The organism is Arthrobacter sp. Dra40 (assembly GCF_059091905.1).
Genome location: NZ_JBNHHB010000002.1, coordinates 73,222 through 93,752, shown reverse-complemented (window position 1 = coordinate 93,752; position 20,531 = coordinate 73,222). Strand labels below are relative to the sequence as shown.

Below are 20,531 nucleotides of genomic sequence, written 5' to 3'. Positions count from 1 at the left end.
CGCCCTTCGCGTTGAACAACTCATGGCTAAGCACCATCCCCGCGTTGGATGCATCCGCCGAGGTGCCGGCTCCGTACGGAAATGGTCCATCCGGTTCAGGTCTTCCGGCGTCCGGGCAGGTAACGAGGACGGCGGGCAGAATCCGGACCCATCATCTGCAGCAGGCCAAGGAGAATGGAGAGCATTTCGCGATGCTCACCGCTTACGAACAGTACACCGCCGAAATCTTCGACCAAGCGGGTATTGAGATGCTGCTCGTCGGTGATTCTGCTTCCAACAACGTGTTCGGTAACGACACCAGCCTGCCCGTCACGGTGGACGAGCTGCTTCCGCTTTGCCGGGCAGTTGCTCGATCGGCCAAACGCGCTTTGGTAGTCGCGGACTTGCCGTTTGGCAGCTACGAAGTCTCTCCCGAACAGGCAGTCGCCACGGGCGTGCGGTTTCTCAAGGAGGGCCTCGCCCAAGCAGTGAAAATTGAAGGCGGCAGCTTTTATACGGAAACAGTCAGGGCAATGGTCCAGGCCGGTATCCCGGTCCTGGCGCATATCGGCTTCACACCGCAGAGCGAACATGCCCTCGGTGGCTACCGTGTTCAAGGACGCGGTGATGATGCCCAGCGGCTGGTCGATGACGCCGTGGCCCTGGAAGAGGCCGGAGCCTTCGCCGTGCTCATGGAAATGGTGCCGGCCGAAACAGCGGCGGCCGTTGACTCCGCCCTGGCAGTGCCGACTATCGGCATCGGCGCAGGGAACTCAACCACCGGTCAGGTTCTGGTGTGGCAGGACATGTCAGGCCTGCGCGGCGGAAAAATGGCCAAATTCGTCAAGCAATACGCAGACCTTCGGACCGTCTTGGCTGATGCAGCCCAGGCATACGCTGAGGACGTTCGCTCAGGACGGTTCCCCGGCCCCGAGCACTCCTTCCAACCCTGATCAGGATCCAGGAAACATCCGTTCCGAATCCAACTCAAACCGTCGAACCACCGCTTCGCGGCGGACCTGGGCTAATAGTCCTCAAGCCGTGCAGTTTCATCGAAATCTCCGGCCTCACGCCTGAAGCGTGTTAAGACCTCGACAAGGTTGGAGATTTCCTGATCGGTGAACCCTGTACGGGTGAATACAGATTCGTTCAGCGCATCAGTGGCACGCAAAGCAGTCGCTCTGCCCTCGGGCGTGATTTCCACCAACGTGGCCCTTCCGTCAGTCGGGTGGGCCAGTCGGCGAACGAGGCCGGCCTGCTCCAAACGGTCCACCACGTTGGTGACGCTGGTCGGATGGACCTGCAGCCGCGCGCTTGCCTTAGCCATCGGCAGCGAACCCCTCTTAGTGAAACTAAGAAGCGCGAGCAGTTCATACCGTGCAAAAGTCAATCCGTACGGTTTGAGGGCTGCTTCCACTCGGCTAAGCAGGATCTGCTGAGCCCGCATCACTGCTGTGACGGCAGCCATGCCGTCCGCGGCATCCCCCCAGCCGCGCTCAACCCAATGGCGCTGTGCCTCGGCTATGGGATCTTTGGACAACGGGACGGGCGTAGGCACTGCATCTCCTTTTCAAATCTAGAGCAACTGCTCTTACGCAATTCTCGCATGCATACCCTAGATACTAGGGATCCCTACTATTTATCTCAGTGGTCGCAACATGGAACGGAGCGCTATCTAGCCACCAATAACCCGCGTTTGCAACCCGGGGGCTCAGCACGGTTTAACTTGAATGCTGAGCAAGGTTGATGTTACGGCTCCGCGTGGATCGATAAGCCGGCAGTCGAGAGTATGCCCGGTAGTTTGAGGCTATGTTGGATCTTCTCCACTCCACGTCACCGAAGCCACTTCTGACTAGGCAAACTGGCATGCGCGGGTATTCATGGGCCGGGAGTAGGCGATTTCCGCCGTTGCCATTGGCCCTCTTAACAGGTTGCCCTCTCGAAAGTTCGGACCGTGTCGGCCGAACGCCTGTTAGACACGTGGCGCGTTTCGCCGGGAGGTTCTTGCTGCTGCGATGTATTGGGCGTAGGCGGCGGCCGAGTCAGTGGCATGGCGTTCGATGGTAACCGGGGAGTAGCCCAGCGCATCGGCAATGATGGCCACGGGCGCGAGTTTGGTGAGTTCGTGGAGAGTTCCGAGCCGTGCCGCCCGAGTGCTGAATAGTCTGCGGAGTCGCACTGTCAGGTGACCTGGGTCGATGTGGCGCCCGGGCGCGATTCCGCGGAATACCCAGTTGGTGCTCGGGTGTGAGGCGGTGAGGTTGTGGCCGGGATTCTCAGCGAGTTCCCGCCACGGCAGGTCCAGCGAATCAGGCAGTGCGATCTGGATTGTCCCGAGCCGGATGGTGATCAGGTCTTCGGTGATGGTCACGTCGTCCCAAGTCAGCCGAGCGATGTTTTCGGCCTGTTGTCCGAAGACGAGGATGAGGATGGCGGCGGCCCTGTCCCGTACGTCGAGTCCGTCCAGTTGGAGTACCTTGTTCAGCGCTTCGTCCTGTCCTGTCTTGTCGAGTTTGGGACTGGTTCCGCGGCGGTGCGGGAGGATGGCGAGACCTGCCGGAGCGGCTTTGGTTTTGATGGCCCATTTGAGGAAGCGCTCGGCGATGCGCCGGGTTGTTGGCCCTTCTGCTTGCCATGCGTCGAGGTGGGATTGTTGCAGCTCGGGCAGTTTGATGCCGTGGCCGGTGAGCCAGTTGAGGAGGTCGATGGCCACGGTGACTTCTTGTTTGGCGCGCAGGAAGGTTCCGCGGCTGACTTCGTCCATGTGGTTCATCCGTCGTTGGTGGTGCCAGCGGATGTAGCGGCGGATCACTTCACGGTTCTGCAGGTCACTCACGCGTTCGAGGGCTTGCGTTGCCCAGTTGTCGTAGCGCATCCGGAGTTCGTCGCGGCGGGGGAGCACCCCGTGCTCGATGAGGAGTCCTCGGACGTATTCGCGGGTGCGTGAGTCGGGCAGTCCGTCGAAGGTTTCGTTCGTGATCGCGGGTGCGACCGCGAGGTTTCGCAGGAACGCTGTTACGTGCTTTTGGCGGATCCAGGTCAGGCCGCTGTTGGCCCGTTTCATCGACTTCAGCGCCGCCGCCAGCGGGATCAGATCGTTGGCCATGGTTCCCGTGGCCGGGTCGGTGAGCAGGCCATCTACGGCATGGCCGAGGACGCAAGTCCAGCAGCGACCGCCGCTGTGAAGTTCGTCCTCGGCTCCGCAGGCCAAGCAGTCGACGTTGAGTCGGATGCCCGAGCATCGACGGCACGCGGGTTGGGTGTCGATGAGGCCGGGCAGGACGCCTTCGTGTCCGCAGGCGCAGATGCCGCGGGTGCGTTTGGCTTGCTGATAGCAGTAGCCGCAGACTCCGCCCTCGGGCCACCGTGCAACGGTTTGGTGGTGCTGGCCGCAGCGGGAGCAGGGGACCGGCCAGCAGATCGGGTCCTCCGGCTTGCGGGGCCTACTCACCGTCCTCGGGGGTGACGAGGCGGATGCGTTTGGCGATCGGGTTACCGGGTTGGATTCCCAGGTCTTCGCTGCGCCGGGGTGCGTCGGCTGTCGCGGCGGCGCGCATCTCGACGAAGGGTTCGAACAGGTCGTTGGGGGTGCAGTCCAGGATGTCGCAAAGGGCCGCGAACGTCCTGGCAGGAATGCGTTCCGGCGTGGCCGTGACCAGCCGGTAAACCTGGCTCTCGGAAAGGTAGATTCCGCGGGATTTCAGCAGCGGCATCAGTTCGGTGGTCTTCCAGAGGTTGCGCTTGGCCATGAGGGCACGTAAATTCCAGCGGTAGCCGATCCGGCGCTGTTCAGGCATCTGGGTCCTCCAAGCTGGTGATGCGGCGTGCGATCATCTGTTGCACGGTTTTCTGCTTGAAGTCCGACGATACCGATGTGTAGAGGCCGGTGGTCGAGGCGTACGAGTGCCCGACCTGCGTCTGCACGAAGGCCGGGTCGTAGCCGGCTTCGATCAGGTGGGTCACGTAGGAGTGTCTGAGGCAGTGCAGCCCCAGTTCCTTGGGCAATCCAACGGCGTCGCGTGCTGCTGCGAAGGCATCGCCGAAGCTGCCAAGTGACATCCGGGCGCCCCGCTCGCTTGGCCAGAGTGCCGATGACCGGTCAGCTGTTGGGAACCGCGCCCGCATCCCGCCGGTCCAGGTACGCAGCTGATCCACCACCCAGTCGAACTCCGGCACGGTCAGAACAGTCCGCCGCCTGGGTCCCGAACCTGCCGTGCCTTTGGCCCATCGCACCTGGACGGCACCGAAGCGGCCATAGTCAGTGACGTGGGGATTGGGGCCGAAGTCCTCCAGATCCAGCATCGTCATCTCCCGGCGGCGAAGCCCATAGGCATAACAGACTTTGAACGCCACTGAATCACGGAACAGCGGCAGCCAGCGCTTGCTGCCGGCCGCGTACTCACGGTCGACGAGATCGTCGATGTGATCGAAAAGCCGTTGCAGCTCAACCTTGGTGAATGCCCGCCGCTGCGCCGGCACGGCGTCATCGGTCGTGTGCCTGGGCGTGTTCCATTCAAAGCAGATCTGGCTCGGAATATCGCCGAAAGTGCGTTCGCAGAACTCGCCCCACCCATAGCCCGGATGCGTCAGGTAGGAGCAGAACATCGCCACGGCATTGCTGTACGAGCGCAGCGTCTTGAGGCTGATCGGCTTCTCACCGGAACGCAGTCCGGCCAGGAAATCATCTATGTCCACCGGCCGCCATTGCCACGGAAACTCACCGGTGAATTCCTGGAACCGCGCCAGCAGCTGGCAGCGCTGCTTGATGGTCTGCGTCGTGAGCCCACGGGCCAGCATCTGCGCCCGCCAGCCATCCAGCATGGCGGTGAAAACACGCTCGTCGGCCCTGAACAGCCCGACACCCGGATCCACCAGCATCCGCAGGACGAAACCCGGAACGGCACCACGCACTGCAACCCCTAAACCATGGAAACATGCATTAGATGCAGGAAACCTACAGCGGCAAGGGATCCAGGAGCAAATTCAGGTCCGGCATCCCAATGCGGCCGTTGCAGCAAAGGCTCGTCTGACCTCCGGAAACGCCGAAGCAGCCGTGGAACGGGAGTTCTCGCAGCTGCTTCAACTCCCGTGCTTTCCCTGCCGATAACCGTGAGTATGTAAGGTAACTGCTCACCAAGGCCGAGCCGCAATGGCGGGCTGAGCTTGGTCAGCACCGCCTTACTCAGGGAACGGTTCGCGCTTGGTCGCCTCCGGTCCTCCCGTGCTGGTCGGCCCGCTCGATAACGGTCCTTCGCGTCGCCGGGTTTCAGCCGCAGCTCATTGAGGTCGGCACTCGCCGTGTGTCGGGGCCTCGGTGGAAGAGTCCTCCTCACACCGATAACTTAGCCTGTGACCAGATGGGAACTAGTGTAACCATGCGGGTGGTTCGAAGGCTGAAGGTCTTTGACGCTTGCGAGCGGCCTTCTTTCGAACCTAGATCACGGGCACATTATGCTCTCTACTCCTTTTGGGGCACTGAAGATAGGCGTACCCTAGCGGCAATCGGTCCAACAGCGCAGGCTGGTTCAGCGTTGTGCTTGGAGGTGTTTTCCATGCCGGTTGAGTTGATGGCTGGGGTAACGGCCGCTGACCTGATGGCGGCGAGGATGCAGATGGCGCTGTCGCTGGGCTGGCATATTGTCATCGCCTGTTTCGGAGTCGGAATGCCGGCCATCACCCTCCTCGCCGAGTGGCGTGGCCACCGCACCGGGGATCCGAACTACAAGCTGCTCGCGAGGAGATGGGCCCGGGTGATGGGCGTACTCTTTGCCGTTGGGGCCGTCTCCGGAACTATTCTCTCCTTTGAGATGGGCCTTTTGTGGCCCGGGCTCATGGGCGTCTACGGCGAGGTTATCGGGCTGCCGTTCACGTTGGAGGGGATCGCCTTCTTTATCGAGGCCATCTTCCTAGGGATCTACCTCTACGCGTGGGATCGCCTGCCGCCGCGGGTACACATGCTCACGGCCATTCCTGTGCTGGTCGCAGGTGTAGCCAGCGCGTTTTTCGTCGTGACAGCCAATGCGTGGATGCAGCAACCCACTGGGTTCGACACAGCCAATGGCCGGATCATCGCCGTTGATCCTTGGGCGGCGATGTTCAACCCCGCCACCCCTTCCCAAACAGTGCACATGATCCTGGCGGCCTTCATGGTGGCCGGGTTCGGCATGGCGAGCGTCTACGCCGCCGCCATGCTGCGCGGCCGCAAAGATAAATACCACCGCCTCGGTTTCCTTATCCCCTTTGCCGTCGCAGCGGTGTTCACACCACTGCAGATCGGGGTCGGGGACTGGTCGGCACACTTCGTGGCTGATAACCAACCGGTGAAGCTGGCGGCCATGGAAGGCATCTTCGAAACGCAACAAAATGCTCCCCTGCATTTGGGCGGGATCGTCGTCGGCGACGAGATGCGGTATGCCGTGGAAATCCCCTCCGGGCTATCGCTGCTGGCCCACTTCAATCCGAATGCCGAGATCATGGGGCTGAACGAAGTCCCCCAGGATGAACGACCACCCGTCAATGTGGTCCACATAGCATTCCAGCTCATGGTTGGCTCCGGCTTTGCTTTGCTGGCGCTGTCAGTGTGGCTGGCCATAGCGTGGAAACGACGTAAGGAGATCCCGCGGACTGCCTGGTTCCTCCGCGCAGGAGCGCTGTCCGGGTTTCTCGCCGTCCTGGCCCTCGAAGCGGGTTGGGTGGTCACGGAGGTCGGTCGCCAGCCGTGGATAGTTTTCGGCATCCTGCGCACCTCCGATGCGGTCAACCCCGCTCCCGGGCTCGTCTACGGTTTCGTCCTTGTTTGCGTGGTCTATCTGCTCCTGACTGTTGCCACGGTCTACGTGCTTCGGAGGTTGTCACGGGATAAACCGGTTCCGCTGGCCCCGCAGGAATCCGACGTCACCGACTACAGGATCATGTAGCCATGCCCCTCGCAGAAATCCTGCTGCTGGCCATGTGGATATGCCTGACCGCCTACGCGCTCTTCGGCGGCGCAGACTTCGGCGGAGGCTTCTGGGACCTTATTGCCGGCCGGGCCGAAGAAGGCCGCCCCCAGCGCTCCCTCATCGAGCATTCCATCGGGCCCATCTGGGAGGCGAACCATGTCTGGCTGATCTTCGTCATCATCCTCACGTGGACCGGCATCCCCTCGGTGTTCGCGGCCGTGTCCTCCACCCTGTACATCCCCCTCACGCTGGCGGCACTCGGCATCATCGCGCGCGGTTCGGCCTTCGCCTTCCGCAAGGTCAGCACCGAGCTGTGGCAGCAACGGCTCTTCGGAGCCGCCTTCGCCCTATCATCCGTCCTCACACCGTTCTTCCTCGGGACTGTCGCCGGAGCACTTGCCTCGGGTCGCGTGCCGCCCGGCATCGCCAGCGGGGATCCGATCACCAGCTGGATCAATCCGACGTCGATGGCAAGCGGCGTGTTGGCCATAGGAACGACGGCGTACCTGGCGGCGGCATACCTCACCCAGGACGCGAGGCGGAACGGAGACCCGCGCTTGACCGCCACGTTCCGCAAGCGGGCCCTGTGGGCAGCAGCGGGCGTCGGCGTGTTCGCGGCAGCAGAACTCCTTGTGCTGAGCGTCGACGCGCCGCGGCTCTTTCACGAACTGGTCGCCGGAACCGCACTACCATTCCTCATCGTCTCCGCGGGCAGCGGCGTCGCATCCCTCATCCTCCTGCTCGGCCGGAAGTTTCTGGCAGTTCGCCTGACTGCCGCCTTGGCGGTGACTGCGCTGTTGTGGGGATGGGGCGTTGCTCAGTACCCGGAGATGCTTCCCGGCCTGAGCTTGTCGGAGGCGGCAGCCACCCAAAGTGTTCTCGCCGCGAATCTGGTGGCGGTCGTCATCGCTGGCATCCTCGTTATCCCGTCCCTGTGGTGGCTCTACGCCCTCTTCCAAGGCGATCAGCGCGAAGCGAGAAACCATTTGTCGGGAGAGCGCCCGCAACAATGACAGCGCCACGACGCCCGGCGGGGAAGTGGAAAGTGCCGGTGTGGGTGATATTCACAAGGATCACGGCTTGGCCTAGACTGAGGCGCACCTGACGAGTTCCACCGTTTAAACATCGAATCAAGTCGCCTTTCGGTGATGGTCAAGGGTGTTCAGCGCTGCGGTGGAGACTGACGAAAGAGCTGACGCCTGCCATGAAGTTATCGTCCTTCAACTCCCTTCCGGCTCCCGAGGCGGCCGCTCTGCTGCGTCCCTGCGTGGACAATTCCCGCTGGGTGGCGGAGGTGGTGGCTGCCCGCCCGTTCGGTGGCATGGAGCAGTTGCTGGCCGCGGCTGCTACCGCGGCGGAGCCTTGGAGTATGGCAGAGATCGACGCTGCGCTGGCCCGTCATCCGCGCATCGGCGAACGGGCCGAGGGAACCGGCGCCGAAGCGGGAATGTCCCGCAACGAGCAGGCCGGGGTGTCGCGTGATGCTGCGGTCCAGGCGGAACTGCAGCGGCGGAACCGGGCCTACGAGGAAAAGTTCGGGCGCGTGTTCCTGATCCGCGCCGCGGGCCGCAGCAGCGAAGACATCTTGGCGCAGCTCAACAGCCGGCTGGAGAACTCGCCGGAGGAGGAGATCGCGGTGGTGGGACAGCAGTTGCGCGAGATCGCCGTCCTTCGGCTGGAGGGAGCGATCGAGCCGTGACTGTCAGCCACATCACCACCCACGTCCTCGACACCGGCATCGGAAAGCCGGCGTCCGGCGTCCAGGCCGTGCTGGAGGGGCAATCGGCATCCGGCTGGCAGGAAGTTGCCGCCGGGCGCACGGATAGCGACGGCCGGATCAAGAACCTCGGCCCCGAGTCGGTCGACGCCGGCGTCTACAGGATCAGGTTCGAGACGGGGGCCTACTTCGCGGCGGCGGGAACGGAGACGTTCTTCCCATCCGTGGAGTTAACCTTCGAGATCAAGGACCCGGCCCAGCACTACCACGTGCCGCTTCTGATCAGTCCGTTCGCTTACTCAACCTACCGAGGGAGCTAGCCAGGATGAGCACAGCCGAAAACACCGGGGCGCCCAGCCGCGTGGTCCTGGGGCCGAACCAGTACGGCAAGGCGGAAGTCCGCTTGGTCAAAATCACCCGGGACACCGACCGGCACCAGATTCAGGACCTCAACGTCACGTCCCAGCTGCACGGCGACTTCGAGCGGGCACACGTCGCCGGCGACAATGCGCACGTGGTCGCCACGGATACGCAGAAGAACACCGTCTACGCCTTCGCCCGGGACGGGGTGGGAACCCCGGAGGAATTCCTGCTCCGGCTGGGGCGGTATTTCACCGGCAGGTTCGACTGGGTCACCGGAGGGCGTTGGTCGGCCGAGCAGTATTTCTGGGACCGGATCAATGACCACGACCATGCCTTCTTACGCAATAAGAGCGAGGTGCGTACCGCCGTTGTCGGTCTGTCCGAAAGGGGGGCGACCGTGGTGGCCGGTCTTCAGGGCCTGACGGTGCTGAAGTCCACCGGCAGCGAGTTCCACGGTTTCCCGCGGGACAGGTACACCACGCTGCAGGAGACCACCGACCGCATCCTGGCCACCGACGTCACCGCGCGCTGGCGCTACCGGACCGCGGAGGTGGACTTTAATGCGGTCTACGCCAGTGTCCGGTCGCTGCTGCTGAAGGGCTTCGCCGAGACACACTCGCTGGCCCTGCAGCAGACCATGTTCCAGATGGGACGGCTGGTCTTGGAAGCGCAGCCGGACATCGACGAGATCAGGATGTCCTTGCCGAACAAGCACCACTTCGCCGTGGACCTGCAGCCGTTCGGGCTGGAGAACCCGAACGAGGTGTTCTTCGCCGCCGACCGACCGTACGGGCTGATCGAGGCCGCCATCCAGCGAGAGGGTAGCCCGGCCAGCCACAGGATTTGGGCCACCATGCCGGGGTTCTGCTAGCCCGACGGCGGCGGCCGACCCCAAGACCGTTGCATCAGGACCAATTGCTCAGGGAGGAGCACGATGACGATCGCGATAACGGACCAGCCGCCCGTGGCCGGTGCCGAGGACATCCTCACGCCGGAGGCCCTGGCCTTCGTCGAAGAGCTGCACCGCAGGTTTGCCGGCACCCGGGACGAGCTGCTGGCCGGCCGTGCCGAACACCGCCGCGCCGCGTCGCAGTCCGGCAGGCTGGATTTCCTGCCGGAAACCGAACACGTCCGCACCGGCGACTGGAGCGTTGCCGCGGCCCCGGCGGCGCTGCAGGACCGCAGGGTGGAGATGACCGGGCCCGCGTCGCCGGCCAAGATGGCGATCAACGCGCTGAACTCGGGGGCCAGGGTCTGGCTGGCGGACTTGGAAGATGCCTGCGCGCCGACCTGGCACAACGTGATCGATGCCCAGCTCAACCTCTACGGAGCCGCCCGGGGTGTGCTGTCGCATACCGCGGCCGAGGGCAAAGAGTACCGGCTGCGCACCGACGCGCCGCTGGCCACCGTGGTGGTCCGGCCGCGCGGCTGGCACCTGCCGGAAAAGCACCTGCTGATCAACGGGGCGACCGCCGTCGGCGCGCTGGTGGACTTCGGCCTGCACTTCTTCCACAACGCGGCGCACCTGGCCTCCACCGGCCAGGGTCCGTTCTACTACCTGCCGAAGATGGAGAGCCACCTGGAGGCGAGGCTCTGGAACGAGGTGTTCGCGTTCGCGCAGGACGCGCTGGGCATCCCGCGCGGGACGGTGCGGGCCACGGTGCTGATCGAGACCATCCCGGCGGCCTTCCAGATGGAGGAAATCCTCTACGAACTGCGCGAGCATGCCTCCGGACTGAACGCCGGTCGCTGGGACTACCTGTTCAGCATCATCAAGTACTTCCGCGACGCGGGCGCGGACTTTGTCCTGCCGGACCGCGCGAGCGTGTCGATGACGGCGCCGTTCATGCGGGCCTACACCGAGCTGCTGGTCAAGACCTGCCACCGCCGGGGTGCCTTCGCGATGGGCGGGATGGCCGCGTTCATTCCCAACCGGCGCGAACCGGACACCACCGCGCGGGCGGTGGAAAAGGTCCGGGCGGACAAGACCCGGGAGGCCGGCGACGGCTTCGACGGCTCCTGGGTGGCGCACCCGGACCTGGTGCCGATCTGCCAGGAGGAGTTCGACGCCGTGCTGGGCGACAGGCCGAACCAGCTGGACCGGCTGCGCGACGACGTGCAGGTCACGCCGGACCAGCTGCTGGACATACCCTCCGCCGGCGGCGCGGTCACCGAGGCCGGCCTGCGGCTGAACCTCTACGTGGCGGTGGCCTACACCGCCGTCTGGCTGTCCGGCAACGGCGCCGTGGCCATCCACAACCTGATGGAGGACGCCGCCACCGCCGAGATCTCGCGCTCGCAGATCTGGCAGCAGCTGCACAACAAGGTGGTGCTGGCCGACACCGGAAACACGGTCACCGCCGAGCTGATGGACAAACTGCTGGCCGAAGAAACCGAGCGGCTGCGCGGGGAAGTGGATCCGGAGGCCTTCGAGCGCCACTACCTGCCGGCCAGCAGGCTGATCGGCGAGCTGGCGGGCGGTGCGGAGTTTGTGGACTTCCTGACTCTGCCGGCCTATGAGCTGGTGCCCTGATGGCCCGGCGACCGGCGTTGGGTCCGGAGGCGCTGGCCTGGATTGACGCGGAACTCGCCGCCACCGACCGCCTTCTCGTCACGCATTACCCGGGCGAGACCGCGGGCCGCCAGCCCGTCCACACCGTCTATATTCCCGCCGATGCATACGTCCCGGGGCTGCCCACTCAGTGGGGTGGTGAGGCACTGGCGGCCACCAAAGCCCACGGCGGGCTGGAGCAGCTGGCTGTGTCCCTGGAACTGGCAGAAGCTGACCACCTGGCCGAGCTTGTCCGGCGCAAGCTGGAGACCGAACCGATCGAAGACCTGCGCCTGGACTTCGAGGACGGCTACGGCCGGCGCGACGACGCGGAGGAAGACGCCGCGGCGGGTCAAGCCGGCGAGCTGGTGGCCCGGGCCGCCGCCGAAGGGACCGCGCCGCCGTTCATCGGCATCCGGTTCAAGTGCTTGGAGGCGGCGACCCGCGCCCGCGGACTGCGCACGCTGGATCTATTCATCGCGTCCCTAATCGAACGTGCAGGCGGACGCGGCCTGCCCGATGGGCTGGTTCTCACCCTGGCCAAGGTCAGCACCGTGGATCAGGTCCGGGCCATGGTGTACGCCTGCGAGCAACTGGAGCGCGCGCACGGTCTCGCGCCGGGGCGGCTGCGCTTCGAGGTCCAGGTGGAGACGCCCCAGCTGATCCTCGCCGCGAACGGCACCGTGCCGGTGGCCCGGCTGATCCACGAGGGAGCCGGCCGCGTGTCGGCCCTGCACTACGGAACCTACGACTACAGCGCCTCGCTGGGAATCGCCGCCGGCTACCAATCGATGGAGCATCCGGCGGCCGACCACGCCAAGAACGTGATGCAGGTTGCCGTGGCGGGAACCGGCGTGCGCCTCTCCGACGGCTCGACGAACATCCTTCCGGTCGGCGAACCCGGGAACGTCCGGGCGGCCTGGGCGTTGCACGCCCGGCTGGTCCGCCGCCACCTGGAACGCGGCATCTATCAAGGCTGGGACCTGCACCCGGCCCAGCTGGCCAGCCGATTCCTTGCCACCTATGCGTTCTACCGCGACGGGCTGCAGGCGGCGGCCACGAGGCTAAGGAACTACGCGCAGGGGGTCGAGGGAACGGTGCTGGATGAACCCGCCACCGTTCGTGCGCTCGCCCGCTACATCGACCGCGCGCTGACCTGCGGCGCGGTGGAGGAGGCCGAGTTCCTCCAGTTGGCGAATGTCCCGGTGGCCCGGCTCCGTGCGCTGGCTTACCCGCCCAGAGACGCCGTGCCGGAGGGAACGCCATGACCACGCCGCACTACTACACGAATCCGGCCGGACTGCCGCCCCAAACCGACCTGCTCCTGGACCGCGCCATCGTGACCGAGGCGTACACGGTGATCCCGCGCGGCGTGCTCCGCGACATCGTCACCAGCGCGCTGCCCGGCTGGACCGGTACGCGGACCTGGGTCCTCAACCGGCCGGTCCCGGGAGGCGCCAGCACGTTCGCGCAGTACCTGATGGAGGTGGACCCCGGCGGGGGATCGGGGCGGCCGGAAGAGCAGTCGACCGTGCAGGGCTTCATCTTCGTGGTCAGCGGCGAGCTGTCCGTGACCATCGAGGGCGAGCGTCGCCAGTTGCATCCGGGCGGATTTGCCTACGCGCCGGCGGGTGCCACATGGGCGGTGATGAACGACGGCGATGTGCCCGCGCAATTCCAATGGATCCGCAAGGCCTACCAGCCGCTGGAGGGCTACAGCGCAAAGCCAATCTTCGGCAACGAGCAGGACATTGAGCCCGAGCCGATGCCGGATACGGACAACAGATGGCGCACCACCCGGATGCTGCCCATCGATGACCTGGCCTACGACATGCACGTCAACGTGGTCACCTTCGAACCGGGCGGCTCGATCCCCTTCACCGAAACGCACGTGATGGAACACGGCCTGTACGTGCTCGAGGGCAAGGGGGTGTACCGGCTCAACGGCGACTGGGTGGAGGTGCAGGAAGGCGACTACCTCTCGCTCCGGGCTTTCTGCCCGCAGGCTTGCTACGCCGGCGGCCCGTCCAATTTCCGTTACCTGCTGTACAAGGACGTCAACCGGCAGATCATGCTCTAGGGCAGGAATCCGCCGCGATTGGAGAGAGGAGCAAATGCCTTGGCCGACGGCGAGGAAGAAGGCTACGACCTTGTGGTGCGGGGCGGCCGGGTCATGACGCCGGAGGGCACTGGGCCGCGGGAAATCGGCGTCCGGGCCGGGAGCATCGTGGCCATTGCCCCGCTGGGCGCAGGGCTGAGGGGCGCCACAACGCTCGAACTGGCAGCCGACGAGACCCTGATCCCCGGCCTGGTGGACACGCACGTCCACGTCAACGAGCCGGGGCGCACCGAGTGGGAAGGGTTTGCCTCCGCCACCCGCGCGGCGGCGGCCGGCGGCGTGACCACCATCGTGGACATGCCGCTGAACAGCATCCCGCCCACCGTGAATGTGCCCGCGCTGGAGGAGAAACGGGCCGCCGCCGTCGAGCAGGCCTTCGTGGATGTCGGTTTCTGGGGCGGCGCGGTGCCGGGCAACAGCACAGAGTTGCGGCCGCTCCACGACGCGGGGGTCTTCGGCTTCAAGTGCTTCCTGATCCCCTCCGGCGTGGACGAGTTCCCGCCGCTGGACCCGGCGGAGCTGGAGAAGGACCTGGCCGAGCTGGCTGCCTTCGGCTCGCTGATGCTGGTGCACGCCGAGGACGCGGCGACCATCGACCGGGCGCCGCATCCTGCCGGAACCAGCTATGCGTCCTTTCTCGCTTCGCGGCCGGGCGGCGCGGAAACTGCGGCGATAGCGGAGGTGATCGACCGGGCCCGCAGCACCGGGGCGCGCGTCCACATAGTGCATTTGTCCTCCGCCGACGCGCTGGCGGAGATCGCCGAGGCCAAGGCCGCAGGGATCCGGCTGACCGTGGAGACCTGCCCGCATTATCTGACGCTGACGGCCGAAGACATCCCGGACCGGGCCACCGCCTTCAAATGCTGTCCGCCCATCCGCGAGGCAGCCAACCGTGAGCTGCTCTGGGCCGGCCTGGCCGACGGGACGATCGACTGCGTGGTCTCCGACCACTCGCCCAGCACGCAGGACCTGAAGGACCTGGCTCATGGCGACTTCGGCACCGCCTGGGGCGGAGTGGCTTCGCTGCAACTGGGCCTGCCGCTGGTCTGGACCGAGGCGCGCAGACGCGGCATCGCACTGGAACGGGTGGTGGATTGGATGTCCGCCCGCCCGGCGGCCATCGCGGGCCTGCAACGCAAGGGCCGGATCGACATCGGGGCCGACGCCGATTTCGCCGTCTTCGCCGAGGCGGAAACCTTCGTCGTGAACGCGGCGGCGCTGAAGCACAAGAACCCGGTTTGCCCCTACGACGGCAAGACCCTCACGGGCGTCATCCGGCGCACCTTCCTGCGCGGCGTCCCGGTCACCGATGACGTATCCCGCGGGCAACTGCTGCGGCGCGGCCCGGACTGATAATCCCCGACGCCGGAACCCGGGGCGCGAGCGGCGGCCACACAATTCCGGCCGGCGACGGCTTCCGGCATAGCATCGGATCCGTGAGTAGTGCGGAGCAACCCTGGGCAGGCCACCCGAAAGGCAGCCGGGGCTACCGCAACATGCTGCTGGCCCTGCTGTTCGGCGGTTTCGCCACCTTCGCCCAGTTGTACTCGGTGCAGGCCGTCCTGCCCGGCATCGCCCACAGTTTCAACGTCAGTCCGGCCGACGCGGCACTGAGCGTCTCCGCCGCCACCATCGGCCTGGCGCTCGCGGTGATTCCCTGGTCGGCGGTGGCGGACCGTGCCGGCCGCAAGCGCACCATGACCTGGGCGATCAGTGCGGCCGTGGCACTGGGCCTGCTGCTGCCGCTGGCGCCGACCTTCCCGGCCCTGCTGGCGCTGCGCTTTCTGGAGGGTGCAGCGCTGGGCGGGATCCCCGCCGTCGCACTGGTCTATCTGAATGAGGAGGTGCAGCGGCTGCATGCGGCGGTGGCTGCCGGCACCTACGTCGCTGGCACTACGGTCGGCGGCCTGGCCGGGCGGCTGATCGCCGGACCGGTGGGGGAGTGGGCCGACTGGCGCGCGGGCGTGCTGGCGGTTAGCCTCGCCGCGGCGGCGGCCGCGGTGCTGTTCGTCCGGCTGGCTCCGGCCCCGCGCGGATTCCGCCCCCTGTTGCGCGGGCAGGGCCCCGGGCTCGGGCAGCGGATCCTGGCCAACCTGCGCTCGGTGCCGCTGCTGGCGCTGTACGCGCAGGGGTTCCTGCTGATGGGCGGCTTCGTGGCCGTCTACAACTACCTGGGCTTCCGGCTGGAGGGGCCACCGTTCTTCCTGCCCGCGTCGCTGGCGTCGCTGCTGTTCCTGGCCTACCTGGCCGGAACGGTGAGTTCCCGGGTGGCCGGCGGGCTGACGGTGCGGACCGGCCGACTGCCGGTGCTGCTGGGCGGGATTGTGGTCAGCATCGCCGGGCTGGCGGTCACGCTGGCCGATTCCCTGCCGCTGATCATGCTCGGGCTGCTGGTCTTCACGGCGGGATTCTTCGCCGCCCATTCTGTGGCGTCCGGCTGGACACCCCGCCTTGCCACGGTGGGCGCAGCGCAGGCCTCCAGCCTGTACAACCTGTTCTACTACGCAGGCTCCAGCGTGTTTGGCTGGGCCGGCGGCCTGTTCTTCGGCCGGTTCGGCTGGACCGGCGTGGTCGCCTTCACCGCCGCGCTCGCCGTCATCGCGGGTACGACGGCGGTGCTCGCCTTGCGTGGTCGCGGCGCCGCGGAGTGAGGAACGGCCAACAGCCGTTTTATGCCCCTGGACGGGTTGCCGTTCATCGATCGGGACTCGCGGAGCACCGAGGCCTAAGCTGGAAGGCGTGAATCCGGAGAAGACGGCTGCGCGGCAGCAGGGACAGGGCTTGAACCGGCGCATCCTTGCGCTGGCCATCCCCGCATTCGGTGCCTTGATCGCCGAGCCGCTCTTCCTGGCCGCCGATTCGGCCATCGTGGGACACCTCGGCGTGGCGGAACTGGCCGGCATGGGGCTGGCCGCCACTATTGTGCAGACCGTCGTCGGACTGATGATCTTTTTGGCTTACTCCACCACCCCGGCGGTGGCACGGCTGTTGGGCGCGGGCCGGCTGGCGGAGGCCTACGGCGTCGGCCGCGACGGCATCTGGCTGGCGCTGGCCGTCGGCGTGGTGATGGCCGTGGCCGGCTGGGCCTTCGCCCCGGACCTGACCGCCGCGATGGGCGCCACCGGGGCGGTGCAGGACTTCGCGGTGGACTATCTGCGCTGGTCGATGCCGGGCCTGCCGGGCATGCTGATTGTGCTGGCGGCAACCGGCGTGCTGCGCGGGCTGCAGGACACCAAGACCCCGCTGCTGGTGGCCGGCATCGGGTTTTTGGTCAACATCGGCCTGAACTTCCTGCTGGTCTACGGCATGGGACTTTCCGTGGCCGGTTCGGCCATGGGCACCAGCCTGGTGCAGTGGGGCATGGCGGCGGTGTATCTGGTCATCGTCTACCGCGGCGCGGTTAAATACTCCGTGCCCTTGCGGCCCACCTGGGCGGGGCTGAAGGACACCACGCACGTTGGATCCTGGCTGATGCTCCGGACCTTGAGCATGCGGATCGCGCTGCTCGCCACCGTCTTTGTGGCCACCTCGCAGGGCCCGGTCAGCCTGGCCGGGCACCAACTGGTGATGACCATGTACAGCTTCCTGGCTTTCGCGCTGGATGCGATCGCGATCGCCGCCCAGGCCCTGATCGGCAAGGAGCTGGGGGCGTCGAACAAGGCGCTGGCCCACTCGCTGACCCGGCGGATGATCGTCTGGGGCATCGGGTTCGGCGCGGTGACGGGCCTGCTGCTGGCCGCGGTTGCTCCGGTGCTCGGCTGGGTTTTCACCTCCGATCCGGCCGTGCACCAGGCCTTCACCGCGGCGATCTGGGTGCTGGCGTTGAGCCAGCCGCTCTGCGGGTTCGTTTTCGTGCTGGACGGAGTGCTGATCGGCGCAGGTGACGCACGGTATCTGGCGATCGCCGGCGTCGTGAATCTGGCCGTCTATGCGCCGCTGCTGGTGTGGGTGGACCGGGCCGGGCTGACCGGCACCGAGGGTCTGCTCTGGCTGTGGGCGGCGTTCGGGCTCGGCTACACGGCGGCGCGGGCCGCGACGCTGGGCTGGCGGGTGCGCAACGATGCGTGGATGCTCACCGGGGCGCATTAGGCTGGAAGCCGTGACGATCCCGAGTACTACCCAGGCCGCCGCGTTCTGGCAGCCGGTCCTGATCCGTGCCCTGGTGGCCGCCGCCTTCGGCGCCATCACCATTTTTTGGCAAGAGCCCGGCCGAACCGTGATGGCGGTGGCCGGCGGACTCTTCCTGCTGCTCAGCGGCGGAGCGGTATGGCTGCTGGCCCGCCAGCAGGCCGCCGCGGCGCACCGCCAGCTGCTGCTCCTGCAGGCCGCCGTGCTGGCCGTGACAGGCGTCCTCGCCTGTGTGGTCCAGACCGTGCCGATGTTCACCGTGCTGGCCACCGCGGCGCTGCTGGTCTCCGGCGGCGCGGAGCTGATGCTCGGCTGGAGCAACCGGCCGTCCGGTGCGGCGATGGGCCGGCCGGCGGCGGGCGCAGGCGCCGGGGCCGCGCCGAGCGACGCCGGATCGGTGCTGGCCCGCGACTGGCTGATCACCGGCGCGGTGTCCGTGGGCTTCGGCATCGCCCTGCCGTTCTTCGCGTACCTCGGCCCGCACGCCTTGCTGGGTGTGCTGGGCGGGGCGGCGATCATCACCGCCGTCGTGCTGCTGATCGCCGCGTTGAGCCTGCGCCACGACGCGCGGCAAGCCTCAGCCGGCTGAGCGGGCGCTGCCCGGCTGGCTCCAGTGTGGCGCCGGCCACCGGCACCACCCCGAGAACTTCTACGGCCGGTAGACTAGATATGGCTTTACCCCGTCAGCAGGAGGAATCATCGTGGGCAAGAACGCGTCTGGACGTCCGGACGAACGGCGTATGTCCGTTAAGGGCCCGCTGATCTTTTCGGCTGTGCTGGCCGTCATCGCCGGTTTCCTCACCATGGTCTTCGCCACCGGTGGGTCCGGCAACCTGCTGCGCTGGGACCTCGGCGTGACAGCTGCCGGCATCGCCTTCATCGCCTCCCTGCTGGTGGTGGCGGTGCTGACCATGTCCACCAAGGAGAACCCCAGCCACCTCAGCGAAGGCTCCGGGATCCACCGGAGCTCGTCGAAGATTCCCGGCGGCGCGGGCAGCGTACCGGCCCCGGGTACGCCGCAGAGCCGGGCTCAGGTGGAAGCGCAACAGGCAGCGGAAGACGCCAAGGATCCTGGCCAGGCCGCGAACCGTCTGTCGCATAACGACGACGACGACGGCGGCGCCGCCCGCTGATGCGCTGGCGCGGGCCCGCCCGCTGATGCGCTGGCGCGGGCCCGCCCGGGCCTGACAAGCTGGGAGCATGACTTCCGGCGAGCCTTCCGAGCACCATCCCTTCCCGGCCGACCCCGGCGACACCGCCGCCGCGAACCCCGAGCAGGCCGCGGAGGCGAAGACCACTCTGGCGGCGGAGCTGTGGTACCGCTCCGATCCCGGACTCTTCAGCGAAGAGCTCCGGAAACGGCTGGCGGCCGAATTTCCCGGCGCCACCTTTTCCGACGGCGTGGCCCTGCTGCCGCACGCGGAGCATTCCTTCGACATCAACGGCTCCACGGGCGTGCAGACCATCCACCTGAGCGCCGGCGTGGCCGTTCCGCGGGCGCCGATGTCGTCCGCCGACGCACTGGAGGCCACCCCCACCGACCAAAGCTGGTCTTGGCCGGATGCCGAGCAGGAGGTGCCCGGCTGCAGCCACCGGATCCTGGTCACGGAAGTGGTGGCCAGCGGCTTCGAACCCAAGCCGCGGGTCGAGTCCTTCCAGCGGGTGCTCCGCCTGCTTGCTGCAGAGACCAAGCCGGCCGCCGTCCGCTGGCTGCACAACTCCCACTGGCGCGACCCAGACGAGCTGGAGGCTGCCCATCCGCTGGCCGGCCCGGTCAACATGCGGTTCTTCCTGGTCAGCAACGATGAAGGCGCCATGGTGGTGGACAGCCTGGGCATGTACCAGCTGGGCCTGCCGGACGTGCAGGTGCACTTCCGGGACGTAGACCCCAACGTGCTGGTGGAACTGGCCTTCAACGTGGCGGCCTACCTCTACGAGCACGGGCCGGTCATCCAGTCCAAGGCCCAGCTGAACGGCCCGGAGGGGATGAAGTTCACCGCCACGTGGGAGGATTCGCTGCTGCCGCCGCTGCGCACGGTGATCGATCTGGACCCCGGCACGCCCTACTCGGCCGGCAACCGGTAGGCCAACCGAGGGAAGCGGGCGCTTGGCCCGCAGCCCGCCGGGAGGTCAGCTGGCTGCAGCCGACTTCCGCGCCCGGTAGGCGGCCACGTGCGTGCGGTTGGCGCAGTTGCCGGTATCGCAGAAGCGCTTCGACCGGTTCTTCGACAGGTCCACGAGTACCGCCGAGCAGTCGTCGGCGGCGCAGGTCCGCAGCCGGTCCAGCTGCTTCTCGCGGATCACATCCACCAGTGCCATCGCAGCGTCCACTGCCATGCGCACGTCCAGCGGCGCATCGGGGCTGGTGGCGTGCAGGTGGTAGTCCCACTGGTCGTGCTTGATCAGCTGCGGGATGGCACCGGCGTCGGCCAGAATCTTATTCACCATAACGACGGCGCGGTCCTCCGGTGCGGTCCAGAGCACCTTGAGCACGGAGCGCAGGGAGCGGACCGCCTGAAGTTCCGCGTCGGTATGCGTGCGCGAGCCGGTGTAGCCGAACTCGTTAAACAGCGCGTCCAGATCCGCAACGCTGGCCAGGGCGTCCGGATGGACTTCGGCCGTGTTGACCAGACGTGCCGCGTCCACCAGCGAATGCTCGGTGTCATGAGCAAACACCATATTGACTCCTGAACATGGGCGGTATTATTGTCAGGAGTATACCTCTTATGACTC

The 20,531-nt window shown here is 66.4% G+C and carries 20 protein-coding genes; 15 read left to right on the top strand and 5 right to left on the bottom strand.

The window, feature by feature from the left end:
* The first annotated feature begins 35 nt into the window (after positions 1–35).
* Entirely contained in the window at positions 36–932 is an 897-nt protein-coding gene (panB, locus tag AC5RWT_RS01930; RefSeq protein WP_494078986.1) for a 3-methyl-2-oxobutanoate hydroxymethyltransferase, read from the top strand.
* A gap of 71 nt (positions 933–1,003) precedes the next feature.
* Here the strand turns inward: panB and AC5RWT_RS01925 are convergent, their stop codons facing one another.
* From AC5RWT_RS01925 to AC5RWT_RS01910, 4 genes are all read right to left on the bottom strand, one after another.
* Positions 1,004–1,537 (bottom strand): MarR family winged helix-turn-helix transcriptional regulator, encoded by a 534-nt coding sequence (locus tag AC5RWT_RS01925; RefSeq protein ID WP_494078899.1) that lies wholly within the window; start codon positions 1,535–1,537, stop codon positions 1,004–1,006.
* A gap of 414 nt (positions 1,538–1,951) precedes the next feature.
* Positions 1,952–3,430 carry a site-specific integrase gene (locus AC5RWT_RS01920; protein WP_494078898.1) on the bottom strand — a complete coding sequence of 493 codons (1,479 nt, stop codon included), beginning with the start codon at positions 3,428–3,430 and terminating at the stop codon, positions 1,952–1,954.
* Positions 3,423–3,776, bottom strand: coding sequence for a helix-turn-helix domain-containing protein (locus AC5RWT_RS01915; RefSeq protein WP_494078897.1), 354 nt, complete (start codon positions 3,774–3,776; stop codon positions 3,423–3,425). Before AC5RWT_RS01915 ends, AC5RWT_RS01920 begins: the two co-directional genes overlap by 8 nt.
* The gene (locus tag AC5RWT_RS01910; protein ID WP_494078896.1) at positions 3,769–4,857 is read right to left on the bottom strand and encodes a tyrosine-type recombinase/integrase; all 1,089 of its coding nucleotides are present in this window, start codon (positions 4,855–4,857) and stop codon (positions 3,769–3,771) included. Before AC5RWT_RS01910 ends, AC5RWT_RS01915 begins: the two co-directional genes overlap by 8 nt.
* 674 nt (positions 4,858–5,531) lie before the next feature.
* Between AC5RWT_RS01910 and AC5RWT_RS01905 the strand changes: the two genes are divergently transcribed.
* The 14 genes from AC5RWT_RS01905 to AC5RWT_RS01840 all read left to right on the top strand — a co-directional run bounded on the left by AC5RWT_RS01905 (position 5,532) and on the right by AC5RWT_RS01840 (position 19,883).
* Positions 5,532–6,896: a cytochrome ubiquinol oxidase subunit I gene (locus AC5RWT_RS01905; RefSeq protein WP_494078895.1), complete on the top strand. Its 1,365-nt coding sequence runs from the start codon at positions 5,532–5,534 to the stop codon at positions 6,894–6,896.
* Positions 6,897–6,898: 2 nt separating this feature from the next.
* Positions 6,899–7,933, top strand: coding sequence for a cytochrome d ubiquinol oxidase subunit II (locus AC5RWT_RS01900; protein WP_494078894.1), 1,035 nt, complete (start codon positions 6,899–6,901; stop codon positions 7,931–7,933).
* 191 nt (positions 7,934–8,124) lie between these two features.
* Positions 8,125–8,619 carry a 2-oxo-4-hydroxy-4-carboxy-5-ureidoimidazoline decarboxylase gene (uraD, locus tag AC5RWT_RS01895; RefSeq protein ID WP_494078893.1) on the top strand — a complete coding sequence of 165 codons (495 nt, stop codon included), beginning with the start codon at positions 8,125–8,127 and terminating at the stop codon, positions 8,617–8,619.
* Positions 8,616–8,957, top strand: coding sequence for a hydroxyisourate hydrolase (gene uraH, locus AC5RWT_RS01890; protein ID WP_494078892.1), 342 nt, complete (start codon positions 8,616–8,618; stop codon positions 8,955–8,957). The genes uraD and uraH overlap by 4 nt, the downstream gene beginning before the upstream one ends.
* A gap of 5 nt (positions 8,958–8,962) precedes the next feature.
* On the top strand, positions 8,963–9,871 hold the full coding sequence (gene pucL / locus AC5RWT_RS01885) for a factor-independent urate hydroxylase (protein ID WP_494078891.1): 909 nt from the start codon (positions 8,963–8,965) through the stop codon (positions 9,869–9,871).
* Between the two features lie 63 nt (positions 9,872–9,934).
* Complete coding sequence (gene aceB, locus AC5RWT_RS01880) at positions 9,935–11,533, top strand: malate synthase A (RefSeq protein ID WP_494078890.1); 1,599 nt, start codon at positions 9,935–9,937, stop codon at positions 11,531–11,533.
* Positions 11,533–12,819, top strand: coding sequence for a DUF6986 family protein (locus tag AC5RWT_RS01875; RefSeq protein ID WP_494078889.1), 1,287 nt, complete (start codon positions 11,533–11,535; stop codon positions 12,817–12,819). Before aceB ends, AC5RWT_RS01875 begins: the two co-directional genes overlap by 1 nt.
* Positions 12,816–13,631, top strand: coding sequence for a bifunctional allantoicase/(S)-ureidoglycine aminohydrolase (locus AC5RWT_RS01870; protein WP_494078888.1), 816 nt, complete (start codon positions 12,816–12,818; stop codon positions 13,629–13,631). Before AC5RWT_RS01875 ends, AC5RWT_RS01870 begins: the two co-directional genes overlap by 4 nt.
* A 93-nt stretch (positions 13,632–13,724) precedes the next feature.
* A complete protein-coding gene (allB, locus tag AC5RWT_RS01865; protein WP_494078985.1) occupies positions 13,725–15,023 on the top strand; it encodes an allantoinase AllB in 1,299 nt (432 codons plus the stop codon).
* Between the two features lie 143 nt (positions 15,024–15,166).
* Positions 15,167–16,321 carry an MFS transporter gene (locus tag AC5RWT_RS01860; protein ID WP_494078984.1) on the top strand — a complete coding sequence of 385 codons (1,155 nt, stop codon included), beginning with the start codon at positions 15,167–15,169 and terminating at the stop codon, positions 16,319–16,321.
* An 88-nt stretch (positions 16,322–16,409) separates the two neighbouring features.
* Positions 16,410–17,759 carry an MATE family efflux transporter gene (locus AC5RWT_RS01855; protein WP_494078887.1) on the top strand — a complete coding sequence of 450 codons (1,350 nt, stop codon included), beginning with the start codon at positions 16,410–16,412 and terminating at the stop codon, positions 17,757–17,759.
* A 10-nt stretch (positions 17,760–17,769) separates the two neighbouring features.
* On the top strand, positions 17,770–18,387 hold the full coding sequence (locus AC5RWT_RS01850) for a hypothetical protein (RefSeq protein WP_494043133.1): 618 nt from the start codon (positions 17,770–17,772) through the stop codon (positions 18,385–18,387).
* 112 nt (positions 18,388–18,499) lie between these two features.
* Positions 18,500–18,931 (top strand): hypothetical protein, encoded by a 432-nt coding sequence (locus tag AC5RWT_RS01845; RefSeq protein WP_494078886.1) that lies wholly within the window; start codon positions 18,500–18,502, stop codon positions 18,929–18,931.
* A 67-nt stretch (positions 18,932–18,998) separates the two neighbouring features.
* A complete protein-coding gene (locus AC5RWT_RS01840; protein WP_494078885.1) occupies positions 18,999–19,883 on the top strand; it encodes a DUF4261 domain-containing protein in 885 nt (294 codons plus the stop codon).
* Positions 19,884–19,928: 45 nt separating this feature from the next.
* Here AC5RWT_RS01840 and AC5RWT_RS01835 read toward each other — a convergent pair whose 3' ends face one another.
* Positions 19,929–20,477 carry a CGNR zinc finger domain-containing protein gene (locus tag AC5RWT_RS01835; protein WP_494078884.1) on the bottom strand — a complete coding sequence of 183 codons (549 nt, stop codon included), beginning with the start codon at positions 20,475–20,477 and terminating at the stop codon, positions 19,929–19,931.
* Between the last annotated feature and the right edge of the window lie 54 nt (positions 20,478–20,531).

Bases quoted from the DNA above. Each gene is read 5' to 3' on its own strand.
- AC5RWT_RS01905 (WP_494078895.1), top strand. From the start codon at position 5,532: ATGCCGGTTGAGTTGATGGCTGGGGTAACGGCCGCTGACCTGATGGCG.
- allB (WP_494078985.1), top strand. From the start codon at position 13,725: ATGACGCCGGAGGGCACTGGGCCGCGGGAAATCGGCGTCCGGGCCGGG.
- uraD (WP_494078893.1), top strand. From the start codon at position 8,125: ATGAAGTTATCGTCCTTCAACTCCCTTCCGGCTCCCGAGGCGGCCGCT.
- AC5RWT_RS01870 (WP_494078888.1), top strand. From the start codon at position 12,816: ATGACCACGCCGCACTACTACACGAATCCGGCCGGACTGCCGCCCCAA.
- AC5RWT_RS01915 (WP_494078897.1), bottom strand. From the start codon at position 3,776: ATGCCTGAACAGCGCCGGATCGGCTACCGCTGGAATTTACGTGCCCTC.
- AC5RWT_RS01900 (WP_494078894.1), top strand. From the start codon at position 6,899: ATGCCCCTCGCAGAAATCCTGCTGCTGGCCATGTGGATATGCCTGACC.
- AC5RWT_RS01835 (WP_494078884.1), bottom strand. From the start codon at position 20,477: ATGGTGTTTGCTCATGACACCGAGCATTCGCTGGTGGACGCGGCACGT.
- AC5RWT_RS01840 (WP_494078885.1), top strand. From the start codon at position 18,999: ATGACTTCCGGCGAGCCTTCCGAGCACCATCCCTTCCCGGCCGACCCC.
- pucL (WP_494078891.1), top strand. From the start codon at position 8,963: ATGAGCACAGCCGAAAACACCGGGGCGCCCAGCCGCGTGGTCCTGGGG.
- AC5RWT_RS01860 (WP_494078984.1), top strand. From the start codon at position 15,167: ATGCTGCTGGCCCTGCTGTTCGGCGGTTTCGCCACCTTCGCCCAGTTG.
- AC5RWT_RS01910 (WP_494078896.1), bottom strand. From the start codon at position 4,857: ATGCTGGTGGATCCGGGTGTCGGGCTGTTCAGGGCCGACGAGCGTGTT.
- AC5RWT_RS01875 (WP_494078889.1), top strand. From the start codon at position 11,533: ATGGCCCGGCGACCGGCGTTGGGTCCGGAGGCGCTGGCCTGGATTGAC.
- aceB (WP_494078890.1), top strand. From the start codon at position 9,935: ATGACGATCGCGATAACGGACCAGCCGCCCGTGGCCGGTGCCGAGGAC.